General features: G+C 63.3%; 19 protein-coding genes. 10 read left to right on the top strand and 9 right to left on the bottom strand.

Translation table 11 applies throughout. The annotated features are described in order from the left end of the window. The first annotated feature begins 199 nt into the window (after positions 1-199). Both C2H86_RS17160 and nadS read left to right on the top strand, forming a co-directional pair. Entirely contained in the window at positions 200-1,900 is a 1,701-nt protein-coding gene (locus C2H86_RS17160; protein ID WP_159409065.1) for a SulP family inorganic anion transporter, read from the top strand. A 119-nt stretch (positions 1,901-2,019) separates the two neighbouring features. Continuing rightward, positions 2,020-2,307: a NadS family protein gene (gene nadS / locus C2H86_RS17155; protein ID WP_159409064.1), complete on the top strand. Its 288-nt coding sequence runs from the start codon at positions 2,020-2,022 to the stop codon at positions 2,305-2,307. Position 2,308: 1 nt separating this feature from the next. Here nadS and C2H86_RS17150 read toward each other — a convergent pair whose 3' ends face one another. Continuing rightward, positions 2,309-3,376 (bottom strand): glycerophosphodiester phosphodiesterase, encoded by a 1,068-nt coding sequence (locus C2H86_RS17150; RefSeq protein WP_159409063.1) that lies wholly within the window; start codon positions 3,374-3,376, stop codon positions 2,309-2,311. A gap of 125 nt (positions 3,377-3,501) precedes the next feature. Here C2H86_RS17150 and C2H86_RS17145 point away from each other — a divergent pair, with 125 nt between their 5' ends. Then, positions 3,502-4,512 carry a DUF4917 family protein gene (locus C2H86_RS17145; RefSeq protein ID WP_159409062.1) on the top strand — a complete coding sequence of 337 codons (1,011 nt, stop codon included), beginning with the start codon at positions 3,502-3,504 and terminating at the stop codon, positions 4,510-4,512. A gap of 40 nt (positions 4,513-4,552) precedes the next feature. Here the strand turns inward: C2H86_RS17145 and C2H86_RS17140 are convergent, their stop codons facing one another. The 4 genes from C2H86_RS17140 to C2H86_RS17125 form a co-directional block, all read right to left on the bottom strand. Continuing rightward, positions 4,553-5,041, bottom strand: a complete 489-nt coding sequence (locus C2H86_RS17140) for a helix-turn-helix transcriptional regulator (RefSeq protein WP_159409061.1) — start codon at positions 5,039-5,041, stop codon at positions 4,553-4,555. A 2-nt stretch (positions 5,042-5,043) separates the two neighbouring features. After that, complete coding sequence (locus C2H86_RS28375) at positions 5,044-5,307, bottom strand: hypothetical protein (RefSeq protein ID WP_159409060.1); 264 nt, start codon at positions 5,305-5,307, stop codon at positions 5,044-5,046. A 178-nt stretch (positions 5,308-5,485) separates the two neighbouring features. Further along, a complete protein-coding gene (locus C2H86_RS17130; RefSeq protein ID WP_159409059.1) occupies positions 5,486-6,700 on the bottom strand; it encodes a class I SAM-dependent methyltransferase in 1,215 nt (404 codons plus the stop codon). 73 nt (positions 6,701-6,773) lie between these two features. Next, on the bottom strand, positions 6,774-7,391 hold the full coding sequence (locus C2H86_RS17125) for a TPM domain-containing protein (protein ID WP_159409058.1): 618 nt from the start codon (positions 7,389-7,391) through the stop codon (positions 6,774-6,776). A 187-nt stretch (positions 7,392-7,578) separates the two neighbouring features. Here C2H86_RS17125 and bglX point away from each other — a divergent pair, with 187 nt between their 5' ends. The 4 genes from bglX (at position 7,579) to C2H86_RS17105 (ending at position 14,652) form a co-directional block, all read left to right on the top strand. Further along, positions 7,579-9,870 (top strand): beta-glucosidase BglX, encoded by a 2,292-nt coding sequence (gene bglX / locus C2H86_RS17120; RefSeq protein ID WP_159409057.1) that lies wholly within the window; start codon positions 7,579-7,581, stop codon positions 9,868-9,870. A gap of 120 nt (positions 9,871-9,990) precedes the next feature. Beyond that, positions 9,991-11,748, top strand: coding sequence for a sensor histidine kinase (locus tag C2H86_RS17115; RefSeq protein ID WP_159409056.1), 1,758 nt, complete (start codon positions 9,991-9,993; stop codon positions 11,746-11,748). Then, positions 11,742-13,076: a sigma-54-dependent transcriptional regulator gene (locus C2H86_RS17110; protein WP_159409055.1), complete on the top strand. Its 1,335-nt coding sequence runs from the start codon at positions 11,742-11,744 to the stop codon at positions 13,074-13,076. Before C2H86_RS17115 ends, C2H86_RS17110 begins: the two co-directional genes overlap by 7 nt. 256 nt (positions 13,077-13,332) lie before the next feature. Further along, positions 13,333-14,652 (top strand): MFS transporter, encoded by a 1,320-nt coding sequence (locus tag C2H86_RS17105; protein WP_159409054.1) that lies wholly within the window; start codon positions 13,333-13,335, stop codon positions 14,650-14,652. A 51-nt stretch (positions 14,653-14,703) separates the two neighbouring features. Here C2H86_RS17105 and C2H86_RS17100 read toward each other — a convergent pair whose 3' ends face one another. Beyond that, positions 14,704-15,456: a COG4705 family protein gene (locus C2H86_RS17100; protein WP_159409053.1), complete on the bottom strand. Its 753-nt coding sequence runs from the start codon at positions 15,454-15,456 to the stop codon at positions 14,704-14,706. A gap of 352 nt (positions 15,457-15,808) precedes the next feature. On the opposite strand from C2H86_RS17100, the gene C2H86_RS17095 reads away from it, so the two are divergent. Continuing rightward, positions 15,809-16,096, top strand: a complete 288-nt coding sequence (locus C2H86_RS17095) for a hypothetical protein (RefSeq protein ID WP_159409052.1) — start codon at positions 15,809-15,811, stop codon at positions 16,094-16,096. 102 nt (positions 16,097-16,198) lie between these two features. Beyond that, entirely contained in the window at positions 16,199-16,804 is a 606-nt protein-coding gene (locus C2H86_RS17090; protein WP_159409051.1) for a flavin reductase family protein, read from the top strand. On the opposite strand, the gene C2H86_RS17085 is transcribed toward C2H86_RS17090, so the two are convergent. Both C2H86_RS17085 and C2H86_RS17080 read right to left on the bottom strand, forming a co-directional pair. Further along, on the bottom strand, positions 16,805-17,038 hold the full coding sequence (locus C2H86_RS17085) for a hypothetical protein (protein WP_159409050.1): 234 nt from the start codon (positions 17,036-17,038) through the stop codon (positions 16,805-16,807). A gap of 45 nt (positions 17,039-17,083) precedes the next feature. Beyond that, complete coding sequence (locus tag C2H86_RS17080; RefSeq protein ID WP_103449332.1) at positions 17,084-17,377, bottom strand: putative quinol monooxygenase; 294 nt, start codon at positions 17,375-17,377, stop codon at positions 17,084-17,086. 201 nt (positions 17,378-17,578) lie between these two features. On the opposite strand from C2H86_RS17080, the gene C2H86_RS17075 reads away from it, so the two are divergent. After that, complete coding sequence (locus C2H86_RS17075) at positions 17,579-18,499, top strand: AraC family transcriptional regulator (RefSeq protein WP_159409049.1); 921 nt, start codon at positions 17,579-17,581, stop codon at positions 18,497-18,499. 1 nt (position 18,500) lies between these two features. Here the strand turns inward: C2H86_RS17075 and C2H86_RS17070 are convergent, their stop codons facing one another. Then, on the bottom strand, positions 18,501-20,138 hold the full coding sequence (locus C2H86_RS17070; protein WP_159409048.1) for a 5-guanidino-2-oxopentanoate decarboxylase: 1,638 nt from the start codon (positions 20,136-20,138) through the stop codon (positions 18,501-18,503). Positions 20,139-20,182 lie beyond the last annotated feature (44 nt).

Here is a 20,182-nt window from a genome sequence, read left to right as displayed (position 1 = left end):
ACATTGCATTCCCCGCATGGCGTTTCAGCAACGTCATCGCTGTCAAAAGGAGCCCACGGCTCCTTTTTTCGTTTCTGCCCTTTCATTGATATGGCCCATGGCCGCGTTCGACGCCTTCGTCTTCAATTCGCTTGCAAGCGAAACGGCTTGTGGCGCATATGCTTCATGGATTCGTGAAACATTTTGAAAGGACGACGCGATGTTTCTCTCCCGCTGGCTCCCCGGCCTTTCCAACCTGTTGCATTACCGCCGTGAATGGTTCCATGCCGACCTGCAGGCCGGGCTGTCGGTGGCGGCGATCCAGATACCCATCGCCATCGCCTACGCCCAGATCGTCGGCCTGCCGCCGCAGTACGGCCTGTACGCCTGCGTGCTGCCAATGATGGTCTATGCCCTGATCGGCAGCTCACGGCAATTGATGGTTGGCCCCGACGCCGCCACCTGCGCCATGATCGCTGGCGCCGTGGCGCCACTGGCCATGGGCGATCCGCAGCGCATCGCCGAACTCTCGGTGATCGTCACCGTGCTGGTCGGGGTAATGCTGATCGTCGCCGGTGTGGCGCGCGCCGGGTTCATCGCCAGCTTCTTCTCGCGCCCGATCCTGATCGGTTACCTCAACGGTATCGGCCTAAGCCTGATTGCCGGGCAATTGTCCAAGGTCGTGGGGTTCAAGATCGAGGGGGACGGCTTCATTCTCAGCGTGGTGAATTTCTTCCAGCGCCTGAACGAGATCCACTGGATGACCCTGGCTATCGGCCTGGCCGGGCTGGCACTGCTGATCTTGCTGCCGCGCCGCTACCCTCGCCTGCCGGCGGCCCTGGTGACCGTGGCAGTCTTCACCCTGCTGGTCGGCCTGCTCGGTCTGGACCGCTTTGGCGTCGCCATCCTCGGGCCGGTGCCGTCCGGCATCCCCAAGCTCGCCTGGCCCCACAGCAACCTGGACGAAACCAAGAGCTTGCTGCGCGATGCCCTGGGTATCGCCACCGTGAGCTTCTGCAGCGCCATGCTCACCGCGCGCAGCTTCGCCGCACGGCACGGCTATGCGATCAACGCCAACCATGAATTCGTCGCCCTTGGCGTAAGCAACCTGGCCGCCGGCATTTCCCAGGGCTTTGCCATCAGCGGCGCCGACTCGCGCACGGCGGTCAATGACATGGTCGGTGGCAAGAGCCAGCTGGTCGGCATTATTGCGGCACTGGTCATCGCCCTGATCCTGCTGTTCTTCACCGCACCGATGGCGTGGATCCCGCAGGCGGTGCTGGGTGCGGTGCTGCTGATGGCAGGCTGGGGCCTGATCGACATCAAGTCGCTGGGCAAGATCAGACGCCTGAGCCGCTTCGAGTTCTGGCTGTGCCTGCTGACCACGGTCGGCGTGCTCGGCCTGGGCGTATTGCCGGGCATCGTGTTTGCAGTGACCCTGGCGATCCTGCGCCTGCTCTACACCATCTACCAGCCCACCGACGCCGTGCTTGGCTGGCTGCCAGGCACCGAAGGCCAGGTCGACATCCGCAAGAACAAAGACGCCCGCACCGTGCCGGGCCTGGTGGTGTACCGCTTCGACGACGCGATCCTGTTCTTCAACGCCGACTACTTCAAGATGCGCCTGCTCGAAGCGGTGCAGAGTCAGGCCCAGCCCCAGGCGGTGCTGTTCGATGCGGAAGCGGTGAGCAGCATTGACGTCAGCGGCATCGCCGCCCTGCGCGAGGTGCGCGACACCCTGACAGCGCAAGGCATCCACTTCGCCATCGCCCGTGCCCGCGGTACCTTCCTGCGCATGCTGGTGCGCTCGGGGATGGCGCGGGAGATGGAAGAAAAGTTGCTGTTTGGCTCGGTACGGGCGGGAATTCGGGCTTATCGGGTTTGGCGGAACAGGAGTCGCCAGGCGCCAGTGATTAAATAGAGAATCGGACTACACCGGAGTCGGAAGAGGACGACCTGCTAGCCAATGCATCATCCGCTAGCTTCGTCACCCCACGCAGAACAAGCGCTAAAGCACATCATCGAATACTGGAGGCGTACATGAGCAAGTTTTTTGAAGAGTTGATGGAAAGCGTTCAGCAGATGGATGAAATCGTTCAAGGTAAGCGTTTGCCCTCGCGAGTCATCGAGATAGATGCAGTGCAGGTCAGAAGCATCCGTAAATCCACGGGTTTGTCCCAAGTGCGTTTCGCCGAGATGATCGATGTTCAGGTCGCCACACTAAGGAACTGGGAGCAAGGGCGCAGGGAACCTACCGGGCCGGCCAAGGCTTTGCTACGTGCCATACGCAACGACCCTGACCATGTCCTCAGGGCACTTGCCCATTGATTCAGTATCCCAAACGCTTCAACAGAACCGCCTCGCTTTCTACCGGGCGCTGATAAGCGCGCAAAAGCTCCCCCGCCCGATTGGTGAAGATTCCGTCGACACCAGCCTTCATGGCCTTGTCGAAATCGACCCGATCATCGAGTGTGTAGACGTGAACCAACAGCCCGCGCTCGTGATTGGCCTGGTTCATCCACGGCTGAATCAGGTCGCTGTAGCTCTGCTCGCCCAGATGAGTGCGCGTGGCTGACGGGCCGGTACCGATTGCACCCTCCTGCCTTGCATGGTCGAGCCAGCGTAAGAACTCCGCCTTGTCCTTGGGCTGTTGGCGCGCATAGAAGGCGGCCTTGTCCTGCTCGCCTGACTGGGCGAAATCCTGCCCGGACGCTGATGCGATGCCATTGTTGCCCACCCACAGCAAGAGGATCTTCGGCACCTGCGGCATAGCCTCGTGCAGCAGCTTGAGGCTGTTGCGGTCGAAGGTCTGCAACACTACCCGCCCCGGCCGATCAAGCCAGCCACGGGCTTCGAGGCGAGCTTTCAGTTCCTTTTCGATCCCGGGGAACTGGTTGGGCACCTTGGTCTCGATATACAGCCCGGGGTGGCGGTCGGGGTTGCCTTCGGCAATGTCGATGACTTCTTCCAGGGTCAGGATCGGCAACTTTTCGAACGACGGACGGGCACGCTTCGGGTAGGCCTGGTTGAACCAGCTGCCGGCATCCAGCGACTTCAGCTCAGCCAGGGTGAAGGCACTGACCGGGCTTTTCGCGCGCTCGGGATATCGCTCGGCGACGTTGCTGGTGCGCGACAGCTCATCATCGTGGACCACCACCAGTACGCCATCGCGGGTGCGTTGCAGGTCGAGTTCCAGGTAATCGGCGCCCAGCTCGCGGGCCAGCAGGTAGGCAGGCCTGGTGGATTCGGGGGCATCGTGGGAAGCGCCGCGATGGGCGATCACGGCCGGGTTAGGAATACCTTGGGCAGCGGCCAAGGTCTTGCCATCAGTGGCTGAGGCCAGGGCAGCCGAGAACAGCGTGCTCAGGGCCAGGGTGCGGAGCAGCGGGTTGCGCATGGAGAAGTCCTCTTTCGTCCTGCCTTGCAGGCAGCACAAGGCTGCAATGTAAGCTCCAACCCTCGCACACCTTGCATGACATGCTAAAGTCCCCGCCGTTTCCCGCACCACCGAACGGACCGCACATGCCAGCTCTCGACGCCCGCCTCGCCTCTTGGCCAGACCTCAACCAGCGCCACCCGTGCACTGCCCTGCTGCTAGGCAACGGCGCCAGTCGCGCGCTGTGGAAACCATTCGGCTACTTCTCGCTGTACGAGGAAGCCCAGCGCGCCGGGCGCAAGAAGGGCCTGGCAATCAGCGACCAGGCCCTGTTCAAGTCGCTGGGCACCGAGCTGTTCGAGCCAGTACTGAGCACCCTCAACCACACCGTGCGCGCCAACGCCGCCCTGGCCATCAACTCCACCGCGCCGCTGAACCGCTACTACTCGATCAAGGAAGGCCTGATCCACGCCATCCGCACCCTCCACCTGCCCTGGCCGCTGGTGCCAGCCGCAACCTTGACGTCGATCAACCAGGCCTTGCGCGAATACCGCAGCGTCTATACCAGCAACTACGACCTCATCCTGCCCTGGGCCGTGCATCACAATCCGCAGGGTTTCGCCGAGCTGTTCGACGATCAAGGGTTCTTCGACGTACGTCGCACCCGCAGCGAAGGCACCCGAGTGCTGCACCTGCATGGCGGCCTGCACCTGCTCAAGCTGCCCGACGGCAGCACCCGCCAGCGCAGCGCCGACAGCGCCGAATTGCTGGACGGCTTTGCCGTGAACATTCCAGGTGAAGTGCCGTTGTTCGTCAACGAAGAACGCAGCGACGAGAAAATGCGCGCCATCCGCAACTCGGACTACCTCGCCTGGGGTTTGGGGCAACTGGCTCAGGAAAGCCAGGGCGTGTGCCTGTTCGGGCAGCATCTGGACAGCACTGACCAGCACCTGGTCGACGCCATTCGCCAGGCGCGGCCGGCGCATCTGTCGATTGCCATCCGGCCGTTGAGCGAGGCTTCGGTGATCAACCAGAAGCAGCATTTTGTCGAGCGGTTCGGGGATATGACCGGGACGGCGCTGCACTACTTCGACGCCAGTACGCATCCATTGGGGGTGGAGGGGTTGGCGATCGAGGTGCCGTCAGCGCGTCACTGATTGCCGCGCTCAATTCGCTTGCAAAGGCTGGGTTTCGCACTCAACCGAAAACGCGCTCATGTGCACGGGATACATTGACAGACATGGCTACCCGAGCCAGATCCACAATGTCCTGACCGATCGCGTAACTTCCCCGCGCCTGCAACCAGATCAGTACATCCGCAAGATGCCACAGCGATGTACTTCCTTCATGAACAGGTGTCGGGAAACTGTACATATGCGAATGCATCAACTTGCGCATGTTTTGCCGTGACACACCGATAATTTCCGCTACGTCGGTGAGCCCTACCAAGTCGGGTGTCGCTTCGATCAGGCGGGCACCGGGCACTGCTTTACGTACATCACTCAGCGCACTTTCAATGGCTTCCATGGCAGAGGGCGCCTCGCGCACAAAAGCCAATGCCAAGCGCCCTGGCTGCCCAACTCCAACCATTGCATCATCACAGCCTGCCTCGGCCAAACGCTCCAGCATCGCATCGACGTTTTCATCTTCGATCAGTTGATACTTCAGGGTGAACTCGTATTCCACTGCTACCTCTCCTCACCAGCTTTGGCCATGCTGCTGGTGCAGTTGTCCACGACGCGCCTTAGCTGACGGGCGAAATTGCCAGGGTTTTTCGGGGTGCTCCATACGCTGGTAATGCAAAACTCCCCGCAACGGCAATCGGCATCATTCAGAGGGCAGTACAGCTTTCCCCAACAATGGCCACCTCCTACCACCACCCGCCATCCCTGTGACTCAGCGTGCCTCAAGGCCTGCTCGACCTCTTTCCTGGCATGACTGGGGCGTGACATCAGCTTCCTCCAGTGTGGGCTTGTGATTAGCAGGTTGTCAAATGACAACCACCGAGATTGACGAACAATCACGCCACACTACAGAACTCTTGAGGATCAAAACGGCCGTTAAGTGCTCTTGGGAATTCTCCTACATGAAAGCAGGAGCAGTGCTCCAGTGCTCTTCATGTTGCTGTAATCAGATCAGCTTATCCGCCCGCAACAATGTCTCCAGGCAATGCTCCTGCACCCCATAAAACGCCTTGAGATGCTCGATCTTCTCCAGCAATGCCGCGTTATCCGTAGTCTGCCGGCGCTTCACCGCAAGAATCATCTTGTTCTTGTTGGTGTGCTCCAGGGAGATGAACTCGAACACCTTGGTTTCGTAACCGCAAGCTTCCAGATACAGCGCCCGCAGGCTGTCGGTAAGCATTTCGGCCTGCTGTCCCAGGTGCAGCCCGTACTGCAGCATCGGCTGCAGCAGCCCCGGGCTGTGCAGTTGCGGGCGGATCTGTTTGTGGCAGCACGGCGAGCACATGATGATCGCCGCATTGCAGCGGATGCCGGTATGGATGGCGTAGTCGGTGGCGATGTCGCAGGCGTGCAGGGCAATCATCACCTCGATGGCCTCGGGCACCACGCTGCGCACGTCGCCACACTGGAACTCCAGGCCAGGGTGTTCCAGGCGCTGCGCGGCGGCATTGCACAGGTCGACCATGTCCTGGCGTAGCTCCACGCCGGTCACCTGTGCTTCGCGAGCCAGGGTGTTGCGCAGGTAATCATGCATGGCGAAGGTCAGGTAACCCTTGCCCGAGCCGAAGTCGGCCACCCGAAGGGCCTGCTCGGCCGGCACCGGGGCATTGGCCAGGGCGTGGTCGAAGACTTCGATGAACTTGTTGATCTGCTTCCACTTGCGGGACATCGAAGGGATCAGCGCGCCTTGGGCATCAGTCACGCCCAGGTCACGCAGGAATGGCCGTGACAGCTCAAGGTAGCGCTTCTTCTCACGGTCATGACCGGTGTTGGCAACCGCCTCGCGTGGCGCCTGCGCACCGTGGCGCTGGAGCATCGGCTTGCCCTTCTTGCTGAAGGTCAGCTGCACTTCGCCGTCGGCATCGAACAGGTGGGCATTGCGGAAGCTCTCCGGCAGCAGCTCGGCGACCAGCGCCTGGGCCTGGTCCAGCGGCAGGTTGCGGGTGATGTCGCGGGTCTGGTGGCGGTAGACCAGCGACAGCTGGGCCTGCCCCTTCACCAGCAGCGGCTTGGCGATGATGCGCTGCAGAGTCTGGTCGGCACCGACATGGCGCGCCAGCACCAGTTTGACCAGGGTGTTGCCGTGCAGGGCGGCACTCAGCAGGTCGAGGAACTGGGCGCGCGCATCCGGCGCGGAAGAAGCGGAAGTACTGGCGGACATGGAAAGCGGGTGCCTCGGATGACAGGGGGCGCATTGCGCAATGCCGCGCATTCTACACCCTGCACCAGCCAGTTCAGTCGAGAATCACCAGACGGTTGGGCAGTTCGTTGCGCGCATGGGTGCGTGGCACGTGTTCGCACAGCAACTCGCCGCACGCCTCGATGCACTCGACAAAGCCCTGCAAGGTCCGCCCCTGGCGAACCTGTTCGGCGAAACGCGCTACCAGCACGGCGCGGGCCTGGGCATCGAGATGCTGATCGATGCCCTGGTCGACAAGAATTTCCACATGCCGCTCGGCCTCGGCGACAAAGATCAGCACCCCCGTAGCGCCTTCCGTGCCCTGCAGGTTCTGTTCGCGAAATTGCTGGCGCGCCAGGCTCGAAGCACGCCAGCGGCGCAGGGCAGCGGGGATCAGCATGGCCGCCAGGCGCGGGCTGCGCAGCAGCAGGCACAGGCCGATGAACAGCAGTACGTTGGCGACCAGCAGCCCGCGTAGGCCGGGCCAGCCCAGCAACCACTGCAGCAGGCCAGGCACGGCCAGCGCCAGCAAGGCGGCCCAGAACAGCGGCAGGTAGGCATAGTCATCGGCGCGGCGAGCCAGCACGGTCACCAGTTGCGCATCGGTGCGCCGCTCCACCCGGGCGATGGCCTCGGCCACCTGGCGGCGTTCGTATTCGTTGAGGGGGGCCATGCCTTCGCTCTCTTCAGCGTTCTTATAGTTGTTGTCCCGGCATTCGGGGCTTCGTCCGCGGCCGACATATTCAGGCATAATCCGCCGCTGGAAGCATTACCCGCGAATCGTACAACAACAGCCGCCTGAAAACTTCGGCCGCGCGCGTATCACCGTGGATACGGCAAAGGCCTCGACAATGGAATTGATGATGAAACTGTCTTTGCTGGGCCTGGCCATGGGCCTTGCCAGCCAGGCGGCCCTTGCCGCCCCTACCGCCCCGCCCCTGCAGGACAAGCAGGCGTTCATCGACCATCTGATCAGCCAGATGACCGAGGCCGAGAAGATCGGCCAGCTGCGCCTGATCAGCATCGGCCCGGAAATGCCCCGTGACAAGATCCGCGAAGAAATCGCCGCCGGTCGCATTGGCGGCACGTTCAACTCGCGCACTGCCCCCGAGAACCGGCCGATGCAGGACGCCGCCATGCGCAGCCGCCTGAAGATCCCGATGTTCTTCGCCTACGACACCATCCACGGCGAGCGCACCATCTTCCCGATCGGCCTGGGCCTGGCCGCCAGCTGGGACATGGACGCCATCGCCAAGGTCGGCCGCACCTCGGCCATCGAAGCGTCGGCCGACGCCCTGGACATGACCTTCGCGCCCATGGTCGACATCGCCCGCGACCCACGTTGGGGCCGCACCAGTGAAGGCTTCGGCGAAGACACCTACCTGACCTCGAAGATCGGCCAGGTGATGGTCCGCTCGTTCCAGGGCAGCAGCCCGGCCAACCCCGACAGCATCATGGCCATCGTCAAGCACTTCGCCCTGTATGGCGCGGTGGAAGGCGGGCGCGACTACAACACGGTCGATATGAGCCTGCCGAAGATGTACAACGACTACCTGCCGCCCTACCGCGCCGCGCTCGACGCCGGTGCCGGCGGGGTGATGGTGGCGCTCAACTCGATCAACGGCGTGCCGGCCACCTCCAACACCTGGCTGATGAACGACCTGTTGCGCAAAGAGTGGGGCTTCAAGGGCGTGACCATCAGCGACCATGGCGCCATCCAGGAGCTGATCCGCCACGGTGTCGCCCGCGATGGCCGCGAAGCCGCCAAGCTGGCGATCAAGGCCGGCATCGACATGAGCATGAACGACACCCTGTACGGCGAAGAGCTGCCAGGGCTGCTGAAGTCCGGCGAAGTGACCCAGCACGAACTGAACCAGGCCGTGCGCGAGGTGCTCGGTGCCAAGTACGACATGGGCCTGTTCAAGGACCCGTACGTGCGCATCGGCAAGGCCGAAACCGACCTGAAAGACTACTACGCCGAAGACCGCCTGCACCGCGATGCCGCCCGTGACGTGGCGCGCCGCAGCCTGGTGCTGCTGGAAAACCGCAACCAGACCCTGCCACTGAAAAAGTCCGGCACCATCGCCCTGGTCGGCCCGCTCGCCGATGCCCCGATCGACATGATGGGCAGCTGGGCCGCCGACGGTAAGCCGATGCACTCGGTCACGGTGCGCGAAGGCCTGCGCCGTGCGGTCGAGGGCAAGGCCAAGCTGGTGTACGCCAAGGGCTCCAACGTCACTGGCGACAAGGCGATCCTCGACTACCTGAACTTCCTCAACTTCGATGCCCCGGAAATCGTCGATGACCCGCGCCCTGCGGCCGTGTTGATCGATGAAGCGGTCAAAGCCGCCAAACAGTCCGATGTGGTGGTGGCCGTGGTCGGTGAGTCCCGTGGCATGTCCCACGAGTCGTCGAGCCGCACCACCCTGGAAATCCCGGCCAGCCAGCGCGAGCTGATCAAGGCCCTGAAGGCCACCGGCAAACCGTTGGTCCTGGTACTGATGAACGGCCGCCCGCTGTCGATCAGCTGGGAGCGTGAGCAGGCCGATGCCATGCTCGAAACCTGGTTCTCCGGTACCGAAGGCGGCAACGCCATCGCCGATGTGCTGTTCGGCGACTACAACCCGTCGGGCAAGCTGGCCATCACCTTCCCGCGTTCGGTCGGGCAGATCCCGATGTATTACAACCACACCCGCATCGGCCGGCCGTTCACCCCAGGCAAGCCGGGCAACTACACCTCGCAGTACTTCGAAGAGCCCAACGGCCCGCTGTACCCGTTCGGCTATGGCCTGAGCTACAGCAGCTTCGAGCTGTCGGGCCTGACCCTGTCGAACAAGGACCTCAAGCGCGGCGACACCCTGGAGGCCAAGGTGACGGTGAAGAACACCGGCAAGCTTGACGGCGAGACGGTGGTGCAGTTGTACCTGCAGGATGTTTCGGCGTCGATGAGCCGCCCGGTCAAGGAACTGAAGAACTTCCAGAAACTGATGCTCAAGGCCGGTGAGTCACGGACCTTGACCTTCCGCATCAGCGAGGATGATCTGAAGTTCTACAATGGCCAGCTGCAGCGGGTGGCCGAGCCTGGCGAGTTCAGTGTCCAGGTCGGGCTGGACTCCGAGGCGGTGCAACAAAAGAGTTTCGAACTGCTGTAACTGAAAGGTTGCCTGTACCGGCCCCTTCGCGGGGCAAGCCCGCTCCTACACACCCTCTGTAGGAGCGGGCTTGCCCCGCGAAAGGGCCGTACCTGATATCCCTGAATCCGGATCCGCCCCATGCCCTTTTCCTTTCGCGCCCTGCGTCTGGGGCTGATCACCCTGCTGATCGTACTTGGCACCGCCCTCAGCGCCGGCTGGGCCATGCACCAGGCCAAACGCCAGGCCATGGAAGACGACGCCCGCCGCGCCAGCCAGCAACTCGTGCTGTACGCCAACGCCCTGCACACCCTGATCGATCGCTACCGTGCCCTGCCCGCTGTGCTGGCCCTGGACCCGGAACTGGTCGATGCCCTGCGCGGCCCGGTCAGCGAACAGGTGCAGCATGCGCTCAACCTCAAACTCGAGCGCATCAACGGCGCCGCCAACTCCTCGACCCTGGAGCTGCTCGACCGCACCGGGCTGGCCGTGGCCGCCAGCAACTGGCGCCTGCCGACCACCTACGTGGGCTCCAACTACGGCTTTCGCCCCTACTTCAAACAGACCCTCAACCTGGGCAGCGGCCGCTTCTACGCGGTGGGCGTAACCAGTGGCGTGCCGGGCTATTTCCTGTCCAGTGCGGTCAGCGACGAGCACGGGCGCTTCCTCGGCGCCATGGTGGTCAAGCTGGAGTTCCCCGAGCTTGAACGCGAGTGGCGCCAGGGCAGCGACATCCTGCTGGTCAGTGATGCCCGTGGAATTACCTTCATCGCCAACCAGGACGGCTGGCGCTACCGCGAGCTCAAACCGCTCAGCGGCGCCGATCGCACCGAGCTTGGCGAAACCCGCCAGTACGACAAACAGCCGCTGGTGCCGCTCCAGCATCAGATATTGACCCGCTTCGCCAGCAACAGTCACCTGAGCCGCGTACAGGGCCCCGATGGCGCCGTCGAATACCTCTGGGAAAGCCTGCCGCTGGAGGGCGAGGACTGGACCTTGCACCTGCTGCGCAAACCCCAGGTCGAAGCCGCCGGCCGCAACGCTGCACTGGGCGCCGCCGCCGTGTGGCTGAGCCTGGTGTTCGCCGCACTGTTCGTCAGCCAGCGCCTGCGCCTGGCCCGCCTGCGCCAGCGCAGCCGCGAAGAGCTCAAGCGCCAGGTCGAGGAACGCACCCGCGAGCTGCGCACTGCCCAGGAAGGCCTGGTGCAGTCGGCCAAGCTGGCGGCACTGGGGCAGATGTCGGCGGCCATGGCCCACGAGATCAACCAGCCGCTGACCACCCAGCGCATGCAACTGGAGACCTTGCGCCTGCTGCTCGACCACGGCCGTTACGACGATGCGCGCAAGGCCCTCGAGCCGCTGGAGCAGATGCTCACGCGCATGGCCGCGCTGACCAGCCACCTGAAGACCTTCGCCCGCAACAGCCCGGTCGGCCTGCGCGAACGCCTCGACCTGGCCACCGTGGTCGACCAGGCCCTGCACCTGCTGGACACCCGCATTCGCAGCGAGGAAGTCGAAGTGGCGCTATACCTGGCCCGCCCGGCCTGGGTCCGGGGCGACGCGATCCGCCTCGAGCAGGTATTGATCAACCTGCTGCGCAACGCCCTCGACGCCATGGCCGACAAACGTTACAAGCGTCTGGAGGTACGCATCGAACCGGACCACGCGCAGTGGCGCCTGAGCGTGCTGGATTCCGGCGGCGGCATTGCCGAAGCGGACCTGGCCAAGGTCTTCGACCCCTTCTTCACCACCAAGCCGGTGGGCGAAGGCCTGGGCCTGGGCCTGGCGATTTCCTATGGCATCATTGTCGAAGCCGGCGGCCAACTGCATGCCGAGAACCTGCCGGGCGGCGCCCGCTTGAGCCTGACTCTGCCCCGTGACCTGGAGCCTGTATGTTGAATTCGGTGATCGTCGTCGATGATGAAGCCAGCATCCGCACGGCGGTCGAGCAGTGGCTGAGCCTGTCGGGCTTCAGCGTGCAACTGTTCGCGCGCGCCGAAGACTGCCTGGCCCAGCTGCCCGCGCACTTTGCCGGGGTGATCATCAGCGACGTACGCATGCCGGGCATGGGTGGCCTGCAACTGCTCGAACGCCTGCAGGCGGATGACCCTGACCTGCCGGTGATCCTGCTGACCGGCCATGGCGATGTGCCGATGGCGGTCGAGGCCATGCGCAACGGCGCCTACGACCTCCTCGAAAAGCCCTTCACCCCGCAGCACTTGCTGGGCAGCCTGCGCCGCGCCCTGGAGAAACGCCAGCTGGTCCTGGAGAACCGCCGCCTGCATGAACAGGCGGACCTCAAGTCGCGCCTGGAAACGACCCTGCTCGGCATGTCGCAAGGTTTGCAGCAGCTACGCAGGCAAGTACTGGACCTGGCCAGCCTGCCAGTGAACGTGCTGATCCGCGGCGAAACCGGCAGCGGCAAGGAGCGCGTGGCGCGCTGCCTGCACGACTTTGGCCCGCGTGCCGACAAGCCGTTCGTCGCGCTCAACTGTGCGGCCATCCCCGAAGCCCTGTTCGAAGCCGAACTGTTCGGCCACGAAAGCGGTGCCTTCACTGGCGCCCAGGGCAAACGCATCGGCAAGTTGGAATACGCCAACGGCGGTACGGTGTTCCTCGACGAGATCGAGAGCATGCCGCTGGCCCAGCAGGCCAAGTTGTTGCGGGTGATCCAGGAGCAGAAGCTGGAGCGACTGGGGGCCAACCAGAGCATCAGCGTCGACCTGCGCATCATTGCCGCCACCAAGCCCGACTTGCTCGAAGAGGCTCGCGCCGGGCGTTTTCGCGAGGATTTGGCCTATCGCCTGAACGTGGCGGAACTGCGCCTGGCGCCGCTGCGTGAACGGCGTGAGGATATCCCGCTGCTGTTCGAGCATTTCGCCCGTGCGGCCGCGACCAAGCTGGGGCGCACGGCGCCAGCACTGAGCGGCGTGCAACTGGCGCAGCTGCTGTCCCATGACTGGCCGGGCAATGTGCGTGAACTCGCCAATGCGGCGGAGCGGCATGCCCTGGGGTTGGATTCGCCGAACATCGAGGTAGCGCCTGCCGGGCAGTCGTTGGGTGAGCAGATGGAAGCATTCGAGGCCCAGTGCCTGCGCGCGGCCTTGCGCCAGCATGCGGGGGAGATCAAAGCGGTGATGGAAGCCTTGCAGCTGCCTCGGCGTACGCTGAACGAAAAGATGCAGCGCCATGGTTTGGTCCGTGAGGCATTCGTCGAGCGAGAATAGGCGGAAATCCGCTTATCGACGGATCTTGATAGGCGAAAATCCGCTTACCCCTGCGAGATTTCGGGGCTGCTCTGCAGCCCTTCGCGGGCAGGCCCGCTCCCACAGAGAACTGCGCCGCGCCAGGTAGCACGCGGTTCCCGCGACGCTGCAACGCCCCCATTTGGATCGCTACGCACCCATTTGGCACACCTTCTGCAATTGCCCTGGCAAGCTGCGCTTCGGCGCGCTCCACAAAAACAACGAGAAGGTATCCCTGATGGATAACGCCACCTCCCTGCCAGCCGGGGCGGCCGTCACGCCCGCCGCTGAAAAAACCACCGCCAGCCGCCTCAAGTCGATCTTCAGTGGTTCCATCGGCAACATGGTCGAATGGTACGACTGGTACGTCTACGCCGCATTCTCGCTGTACTTCGCCAAGGCCTTCTTCCCTGCCGGCGACTCCACCGCACAACTGCTCAACACCGCTGCGATCTTCGCCGTTGGCTTCCTGATGCGCCCGATCGGCGGCTGGCTGATGGGCCTGTACGCCGACCGCAAGGGCCGCAAGGCCGCGCTGATGGCCTCGGTGCTGCTGATGTGCGCCGGCTCCCTGGTGATCGCCCTGACCCCAGGCTATGAAACCATCGGTGTCGCGGCGCCGGTCCTGCTGGTCATCGCACGGCTGATGCAGGGCCTGTCGGTGGGCGGCGAATACGGCACCTCGGCCACCTACCTCAGCGAAATGGCCAGCAAGGACCGCCGTGGCTTCTTCTCCAGCTTCCAGTACGTGACGCTGATTTCCGGCCAGCTCATCGCCCTGGCAGTACTGATCATCCTGCAGCAGACCCTGACCACCGAGCAGCTGTATGCCTGGGGCTGGCGTGTGCCCTTCGTGATCGGTGCGCTGTGCGCAGTGGTTGCCCTGTACCTGCGCCGCGGCATGGAAGAAACCGCTTCTTTCACCAAGAAGGAAAAGGCCAAGGAAAGCCTGATGCGCACCCTCATGCGCCACCCCAAGGAGCTGATGACCGTGGTCGGCCTGACCATGGGCGGCACCCTGGCCTTCTACACCTACACCACCTACATGCAGAAGTACCTGGTCAACACCGTGGGCATGAGCATCAGCGATTCGACCACCATCTCGGCGGCCACGCTGTTCCTGTTCATGTGCCTGCAGCCGGTGATCGGTGGCCTGTCCGACAAGATCGGCCGTCGCCCGATCCTGATCGCCTTCGGCGTGCTCGGCACCCTGTTCACCGTACCGATCCTCAGCACCCTGCACACCATCCAGACCTGGTGGGGCGCGTTCTTCCTGATCATGGCGGCGCTGATCATCGTCAGCGGCTACACCTCGATCAACGCAGTGGTGAAGGCCGAGCTGTTCCCTACCGAAATCCGCGCCCTGGGCGTTGGCCTGCCGTACGCGTTGACCGTATCGATCTTCGGCGGCACGGCCGAGTACGTGGCCCTGTGGTTCAAGAGCGCCGGCATGGAAAGCGGCTTCTACTGGTACGTCACGGCGTGCATCGCCTGCTCGCTGCTGGTGTATGCGACCATGAAGGACACCAAGCAGCATTCGCGGATTACTACTGACTGATTGTGATACCGCATGGAAAAAGGGCGCCCTATCAAGGGCGCCCTTTTTGCTTCAGGACATCTCCAACACCTGACGCGGCTCACGTTTCTGGTACCAACTCGCCAACAGCACCAGCACCAGCAGCACGCCCCCCAGCACAGCGGAAGAACCGATAGTGCCGAAGTCCAGCCCGCCCTTCTCATGCGGCTTGGTCAGGACGTCGCCAAGAGTCGCTCCGAACGGACGGGTCAGCACGAAGGCCACCCAGAACAGCACCACGCCCGGGATGCGCGTCCAGTAGCGGGCCAGCACCACCAGGGCGATGGCGCTGCCGACCAGCAGTGCGCCACCGGCAAAGCCCAGCCCCGAATCGTCCGCCAGGTAGTCACCCAACGCGGTACCCAAGGTGTTGGAGAACAGGATGGCGATCCAGTAATAGATTTCACCGGTGCGGTTCTTGATGCGGGTGACGTCGAGCGGGTTGCCGCTCAGGCGCCAGACCAGGAACGTCAGCAGCAGGATGCCGATCAGGATTGCCGAACCTGCGGCATAGCCCAGACCCAGGGTGCGGTCCATGAAGTCGGACATAGTGGTGCCGGCGGTGCTGGTGGAAAGGATCACCAGCCAATACAGCATCGGGTGATAGCGGCGCGAAAACAGCTGACCAAGCAAGGTCACCAGGAACACGCTGATCAACACCATCGAGCTGACGGCATAGCCAACGTTGAGGGTCATCGACAGCAGATCACCGGCCGTTTCGCCAAGGGTGGTGGCGCAGATCTTCATGACCCAGAAGGCCAAGGTGATTTGCGGAAGTTTGTTCATTATTCATCGCTCCGGAATGAGGTGCGGCGATGGTGCTGAGCAGAGCCTGAAAAATCGGTTGGCGATATATGAAAAAAGCGTCATACGCTGTTACAAATTAAGATTTTTCGTTCTTAACCCTCGATTAATACCGCCCCCTCAATCTGCAATGGCTGGCGAAGCATTGCGCTCGCCTGGGTTTGAAGCACCTCACGCAGAGGTATCGGCACCGCTGAAAGACACAGCGCTCGACCATATACATCTATTAATTCGATTTTTGGACGCTAATTTTTGCGCTTTTTAATCAAATTAATCGGCGTAGCATTAAACCCATAGAAACAAACAACCTCTCGCACCCGACGGAGCAACGACCATGAAAAGCAAACTGATCCTCACCCTGGCCCTCTCGGTATTCGCTGCTGGCGCATTCGCCGAAGATGGTTTCGACCGCACCAACGCCCACACCTTCGCCGCCGCCCAGACCCAATCGGCCAGCTACGCTGAAGACGGTTTCGATCACACTGGCGCTCAACGCTTCGCCGAAGACGGCTTCGATCACACCGGCGCTCAACGCTTCGCCGAAGACGGCTTCGACCGCACTGGCGGCCAGCGCTTCGCCGAAGACGGCTTCGACCGCACCAACGCCCACCGCCTCAGCTGATCCCTGTTGCGCGCTACCAGCCCGGCCTCGCGCCGGGCTTGATCATTTTCAGGCGGACAAAGGCTTGGCACACTAGGCACCTCGTTCCCAGGATGCTGGCAGATGTACTACTACGAACCCGCCAAAGGCCACGGCCTGCCCCACGACCCGTTCAACGCCATCGTCGGCCCGCGCCCGATCGGCTGGATCTCCTCGCAGAGCCGAGACGGCCAGTTGAACCTCGCGCCGTACAGCTTCTTCAACGCCTTCAACTACATTCCACCGATCATCGGTTTCTGCAGCGTCGGGCGCAAAGACAGCCTGAACAACATCGAGCAGACCGGCGAGTTCGTCTGGAACCTGGCGACCCGGCCGCTGGCCGAGCAGATGAACCAGAGTTGCGCGGCCGTCGCCGCCGATGTCAACGAGTTCAAACTGAGCAGCCTGACTGCGGTGCCATCGAACATCGTCAAGGTGCCACGCGTGGGCGAAACGCCGGTGGCCTTCGAATGCAAGGTGAGCCAGATCGTCCAGCTCAAGCGCGCCGATCAGGCACTGGTGCCCAGTTGGCTGATTCTGGGTGAAGTGGTGGCGGTGCACATTGCCGAGCACCTGCTGAAGAACGGCATCTACGATACCGCTGCCGCCGAGCCGATCCTGCGTGGTGGTGGCCCGGCGGATTACTTCGAGTTGGGCAACCTGTTCAAGATGGCTCGCCCACAGGCCTGATCACCAGATCAGTTCGCCTTCCTCGCCTACGCCCTGCAGGCGTGCAAGCTCGGCGCAGGCGGCTTCGTCTGCCGCCACGGCGCTTTTGAACACTTGCTCGTCGAGTACCTTGTGGAAACGCGGCGCGCCGCCCATGCCCAGAGCCTTGACCGCGATGGCGGCGTTATAGCCACCGCCTTCCACCGGGACCATCGCCGAAACCGCTTCGAAATGCGGGAATTCCCTACGTGCCATGTTGCCATCCGCCTGTTGATCGAAGGGCGGCATTCTAACCGTGTTTCAATCGAAGGTATGCAGGTCGAGGCTGCTGACGACCTGCGCCTGAACCAGCTCGCCGAATACATTGAGGGTGGGCGAGGCGAAGTAACCGCTCATCGCCTGTTGATCCTGCCAACTGCCGCTGAGCAGCCACAGGTCGGCATCGGCCTGGGAGCGCTGCACGGTGAAGCTCAGGCAGCCCGGGGTGCGCAAGGATGGCTCCAGCAGGTCGCGCAGGCGGGCGCCGAGTTCTGCGGAGCGACCGCTGCTGGCACGGATGAAAGCCAGATGGGTGACCGGTTGTCGTAGGGTCATGCACGATCTCCTTGAAGCAGGCGGGCGGAAAAACCAGGCTGCCAAGGTTAGGGGCTGGCGCGCGCGACGCGTTAGGCCATTACTGCTCACCGATTGCCTGATCCTGCACTGCGGCAGGATCAGGCAATCGACGTGCAGCTTTCGACTAGCGCCTGCCATTGCCCAAACCTATGCTGCGTCGGTCAGCAGAGGAAAGCCATCATGACCACCGCCCCGTCCATCGACCCGACCCTGGAAGTGCAACGCCAGGAACTGGCCGCGTTGATCCGCAAGCACGCCGGCGAGCCCCATGGTCCCGCCTCGGCCATCGACGACCTGTATCTGGTGCGCTACACCGAAAACGTCCGCTCGGTACCGACCTTGGCTCAACCGGCGCTGTGCATCCTGGCGCAGGGCAGCAAAAGCCTGTTCCTCGGCGACGAACAATACGCCTACGACCCGTTGCATTACATGGTGGTATCGGTGACTTTGCCGCTGAGCGGCGTCAAGCTGGACGCCAGCCCGGAGAACCCGAGCCTGGGTATCCGCATGGACCTCGACCCGGCCGAAATCAGCCAGCTGATCGCAGAAAGCGGGCCGATGCTGGTGCCCAACCTGCCCTCCGGCCGTGGCCTGTACGTGGAACGCACCGACCCGCAACTGCTCGACGCGTTGCTGCGGCTGGTCCGCTTGCTGGACACACCGCGCGACATCGGCATGCTGGCACCGCTGATTCGTCGCGAGATTCTCTACCGCCTGCTGCGTGGGCCGCAGGGCTATCGACTGTACGAAATCGCCTTGGCCAACAGTCAGACCCACCGGGTGTGCCAGGCCATTACCTGGCTCAACCAGAACTATCAACAGCCGCTACGCATCGAGGACCTGGCCCGTGAGGTCAACCTCAGCACCTCGACCCTGCATCACCGCTTCAAGGCCGTGACCTCCATGAGCCCGCTGCAGTATCAGAAGCAGCTGCGCCTGCAGGAGGCGCGGCGGCTGATGCTCAACGACGGCCTGGAGGCGGCGGTGGCAGGCTATCGGGTGGGGTACGAAAGCCCGTCGCAGTTCAGCCGCGAGTACAGCCGGCTGTATGGTGCACCGCCGATCCGAGATGTGGCGCGGTTGCGGGCCAGTGCGGGCTGAACTAGCCCGCTACTGCCGCCTGCCACTGGTTCTGGTCGACCTGGATCAAGGTCGGCCCCTTGCGCTCCACCGCCCGTCCCAGCGCAGCCTGCAATTGCTCGACATCGGCCACATGCTCGGCATCGGCGCCCAACGCCCGCGCCACGCCGATGAAGTCCGGGGTATGAATGTCCACGCCGACCGGCTCGATCGCCCGGTTGACCATGTACTTCTTGATCTCCTCATAACCCTGGTTATTCCACAGCAACACGATCATCGGCACCTGCGCCTCTACCGCGCTGGCCAGTTCCGGCAGGGTGAATTGCATGCCGCCATCGCCAATCAGGCAGACCGCTGGCGCACGCTCGGCCGTTTGCTCGGCGCTGCCCAACCAGGCGCCCATCGCCGCTGGCAATGCATAGCCCAAAGTGCCGTAGCCGGTCGAAGCATTGAACCAGCGGCGCGGCTGATCCATGTCCAGGGTCAGGTTGCCGGTGTACACCGGCTGGGTCGAGTCACCGACCAGAATCGCGTTGGGCAGGCTTTGCAGAATGCTGCTCAGCAGGCGTGTCTGGCTCAGCGTCGGCTGGTCCCAGCCCGTTGCCAACGTTTCGCGCAGGCGCTGCGCGCGGGCAACGCCCCAGCCCTCGGCACACACCGGTGCGGGTAGCTGACGCAAAGCCTCAAGCAGGGATTGCGCGGCCAGCTCGGCATCCGCCACCAGCGCCAGCTCCGGCAGGTAGTTGCGCACGGTCTGGTCCGGGTCGATGTCGATGCGCAGCAGGCTGCCGGGAATCTTGAAACCGCCCTTGAAGGTCACGTCATAGTCAGTCTCGGCCAGTTCGGTGCCGATCGCCAGCACCACATCGGCCTCTTCCACCAGCTCACGGGTGGCGACCAGCGATTGGGTGGAACCGATCTGCAGCGGGTGGCTGGCTGGCAGCAGGCCTTTTGCATTGATGGTCAGTGCCACCGGCGCTTGCAAGTGCTCAGCCAGCAGCGCCAGCGGCGCACCTGCAGCCAGTGCACCGCCACCGGCCAGGATCAGCGGCCGGCGGGCATTGGCCAGGCGCTCGGCCATGGCGGCTACGGCCTGGGGTGCGGCACCTGCGCGGGCACTGCGCACAGGGCGGCCGGGCAGCAGGTGGTCGGCGGGCTCGACCAGCACGTCCAGCGGAATTTCGATATGCACCGGGCGCGGGCGGGCACCATCGAACACGGCAAAGGCGCGAGCCAGCACCTGCGGCAGGTCATCGGCGCTCATCAACGTCTGCGAGAACGCCGCCACGCCCGACACCAGCGCTGCCTGGTTGGGCAGCTCGTGCAGCTTGCCGCGGCCGCCGCCCAACTGATCGCGCGACTGCACGCTGGAGATCACCAGCATCGGGATCGAATCGGCATAGGCCTGGCCCATGGCGGTGGTGATGTTGGTCATCCCGGGGCCGGTAATGATGAAGCACACGCCAGGCTTGCCGCGGGTGCGCGCGTAGCCGTCGGCCATGAACCCGGCGCCCTGCTCGTGGCGCGGGGTGATGTGGCGGATCGACGAGCCCGCCAGGCCACGGTAGAGCTCCACGGTATGTACGCCGGGAATGCCGAAGACATGGTCCACGCCATAGCCTTCAAGGAGTTTGACCAATACTTCGCCGCAGGTTGCCATGGGGTTTCACCTAAGATCTTGTTGGGGAGAATCTTGTTGCAATC

It is taken from the genome of Pseudomonas putida, from assembly GCF_009883635.2.
Classification (GTDB): domain Bacteria; phylum Pseudomonadota; class Gammaproteobacteria; order Pseudomonadales; family Pseudomonadaceae; genus Aquipseudomonas; species Aquipseudomonas putida_W.
This window is presented reverse-complemented; position numbering and strand designations above follow the sequence as displayed.

Coding starts and splice junctions, on each gene's coding strand:
- C2H86_RS17160 (WP_159409065.1), top strand. CDS start 200: ATGTTTCTCTCCCGCTGGCTCCCCGGCCTTTCCAACCTGTTGCATTAC.
- nadS (WP_159409064.1), top strand. CDS start 2,020: ATGAGCAAGTTTTTTGAAGAGTTGATGGAAAGCGTTCAGCAGATGGAT.
- C2H86_RS17150 (WP_159409063.1), bottom strand. CDS start 3,376: ATGCGCAACCCGCTGCTCCGCACCCTGGCCCTGAGCACGCTGTTCTCG.
- C2H86_RS17145 (WP_159409062.1), top strand. CDS start 3,502: ATGCCAGCTCTCGACGCCCGCCTCGCCTCTTGGCCAGACCTCAACCAG.
- C2H86_RS28375 (WP_159409060.1), bottom strand. CDS start 5,307: ATGTCACGCCCCAGTCATGCCAGGAAAGAGGTCGAGCAGGCCTTGAGG.
- C2H86_RS17130 (WP_159409059.1), bottom strand. CDS start 6,700: ATGTCCGCCAGTACTTCCGCTTCTTCCGCGCCGGATGCGCGCGCCCAG.
- C2H86_RS17125 (WP_159409058.1), bottom strand. CDS start 7,391: ATGGCCCCCCTCAACGAATACGAACGCCGCCAGGTGGCCGAGGCCATC.
- bglX (WP_159409057.1), top strand. CDS start 7,579: ATGATGAAACTGTCTTTGCTGGGCCTGGCCATGGGCCTTGCCAGCCAG.
- C2H86_RS17115 (WP_159409056.1), top strand. CDS start 9,991: ATGCCCTTTTCCTTTCGCGCCCTGCGTCTGGGGCTGATCACCCTGCTG.
- C2H86_RS17110 (WP_159409055.1), top strand. CDS start 11,742: ATGTTGAATTCGGTGATCGTCGTCGATGATGAAGCCAGCATCCGCACG.
- C2H86_RS17105 (WP_159409054.1), top strand. CDS start 13,333: ATGGATAACGCCACCTCCCTGCCAGCCGGGGCGGCCGTCACGCCCGCC.
- C2H86_RS17100 (WP_159409053.1), bottom strand. CDS start 15,456: ATGAACAAACTTCCGCAAATCACCTTGGCCTTCTGGGTCATGAAGATC.
- C2H86_RS17095 (WP_159409052.1), top strand. CDS start 15,809: ATGAAAAGCAAACTGATCCTCACCCTGGCCCTCTCGGTATTCGCTGCT.
- C2H86_RS17090 (WP_159409051.1), top strand. CDS start 16,199: ATGTACTACTACGAACCCGCCAAAGGCCACGGCCTGCCCCACGACCCG.
- C2H86_RS17085 (WP_159409050.1), bottom strand. CDS start 17,038: ATGGCACGTAGGGAATTCCCGCATTTCGAAGCGGTTTCGGCGATGGTC.
- C2H86_RS17080 (WP_103449332.1), bottom strand. CDS start 17,377: ATGACCCTACGACAACCGGTCACCCATCTGGCTTTCATCCGTGCCAGC.
- C2H86_RS17075 (WP_159409049.1), top strand. CDS start 17,579: ATGACCACCGCCCCGTCCATCGACCCGACCCTGGAAGTGCAACGCCAG.
- C2H86_RS17070 (WP_159409048.1), bottom strand. CDS start 20,138: ATGGCAACCTGCGGCGAAGTATTGGTCAAACTCCTTGAAGGCTATGGC.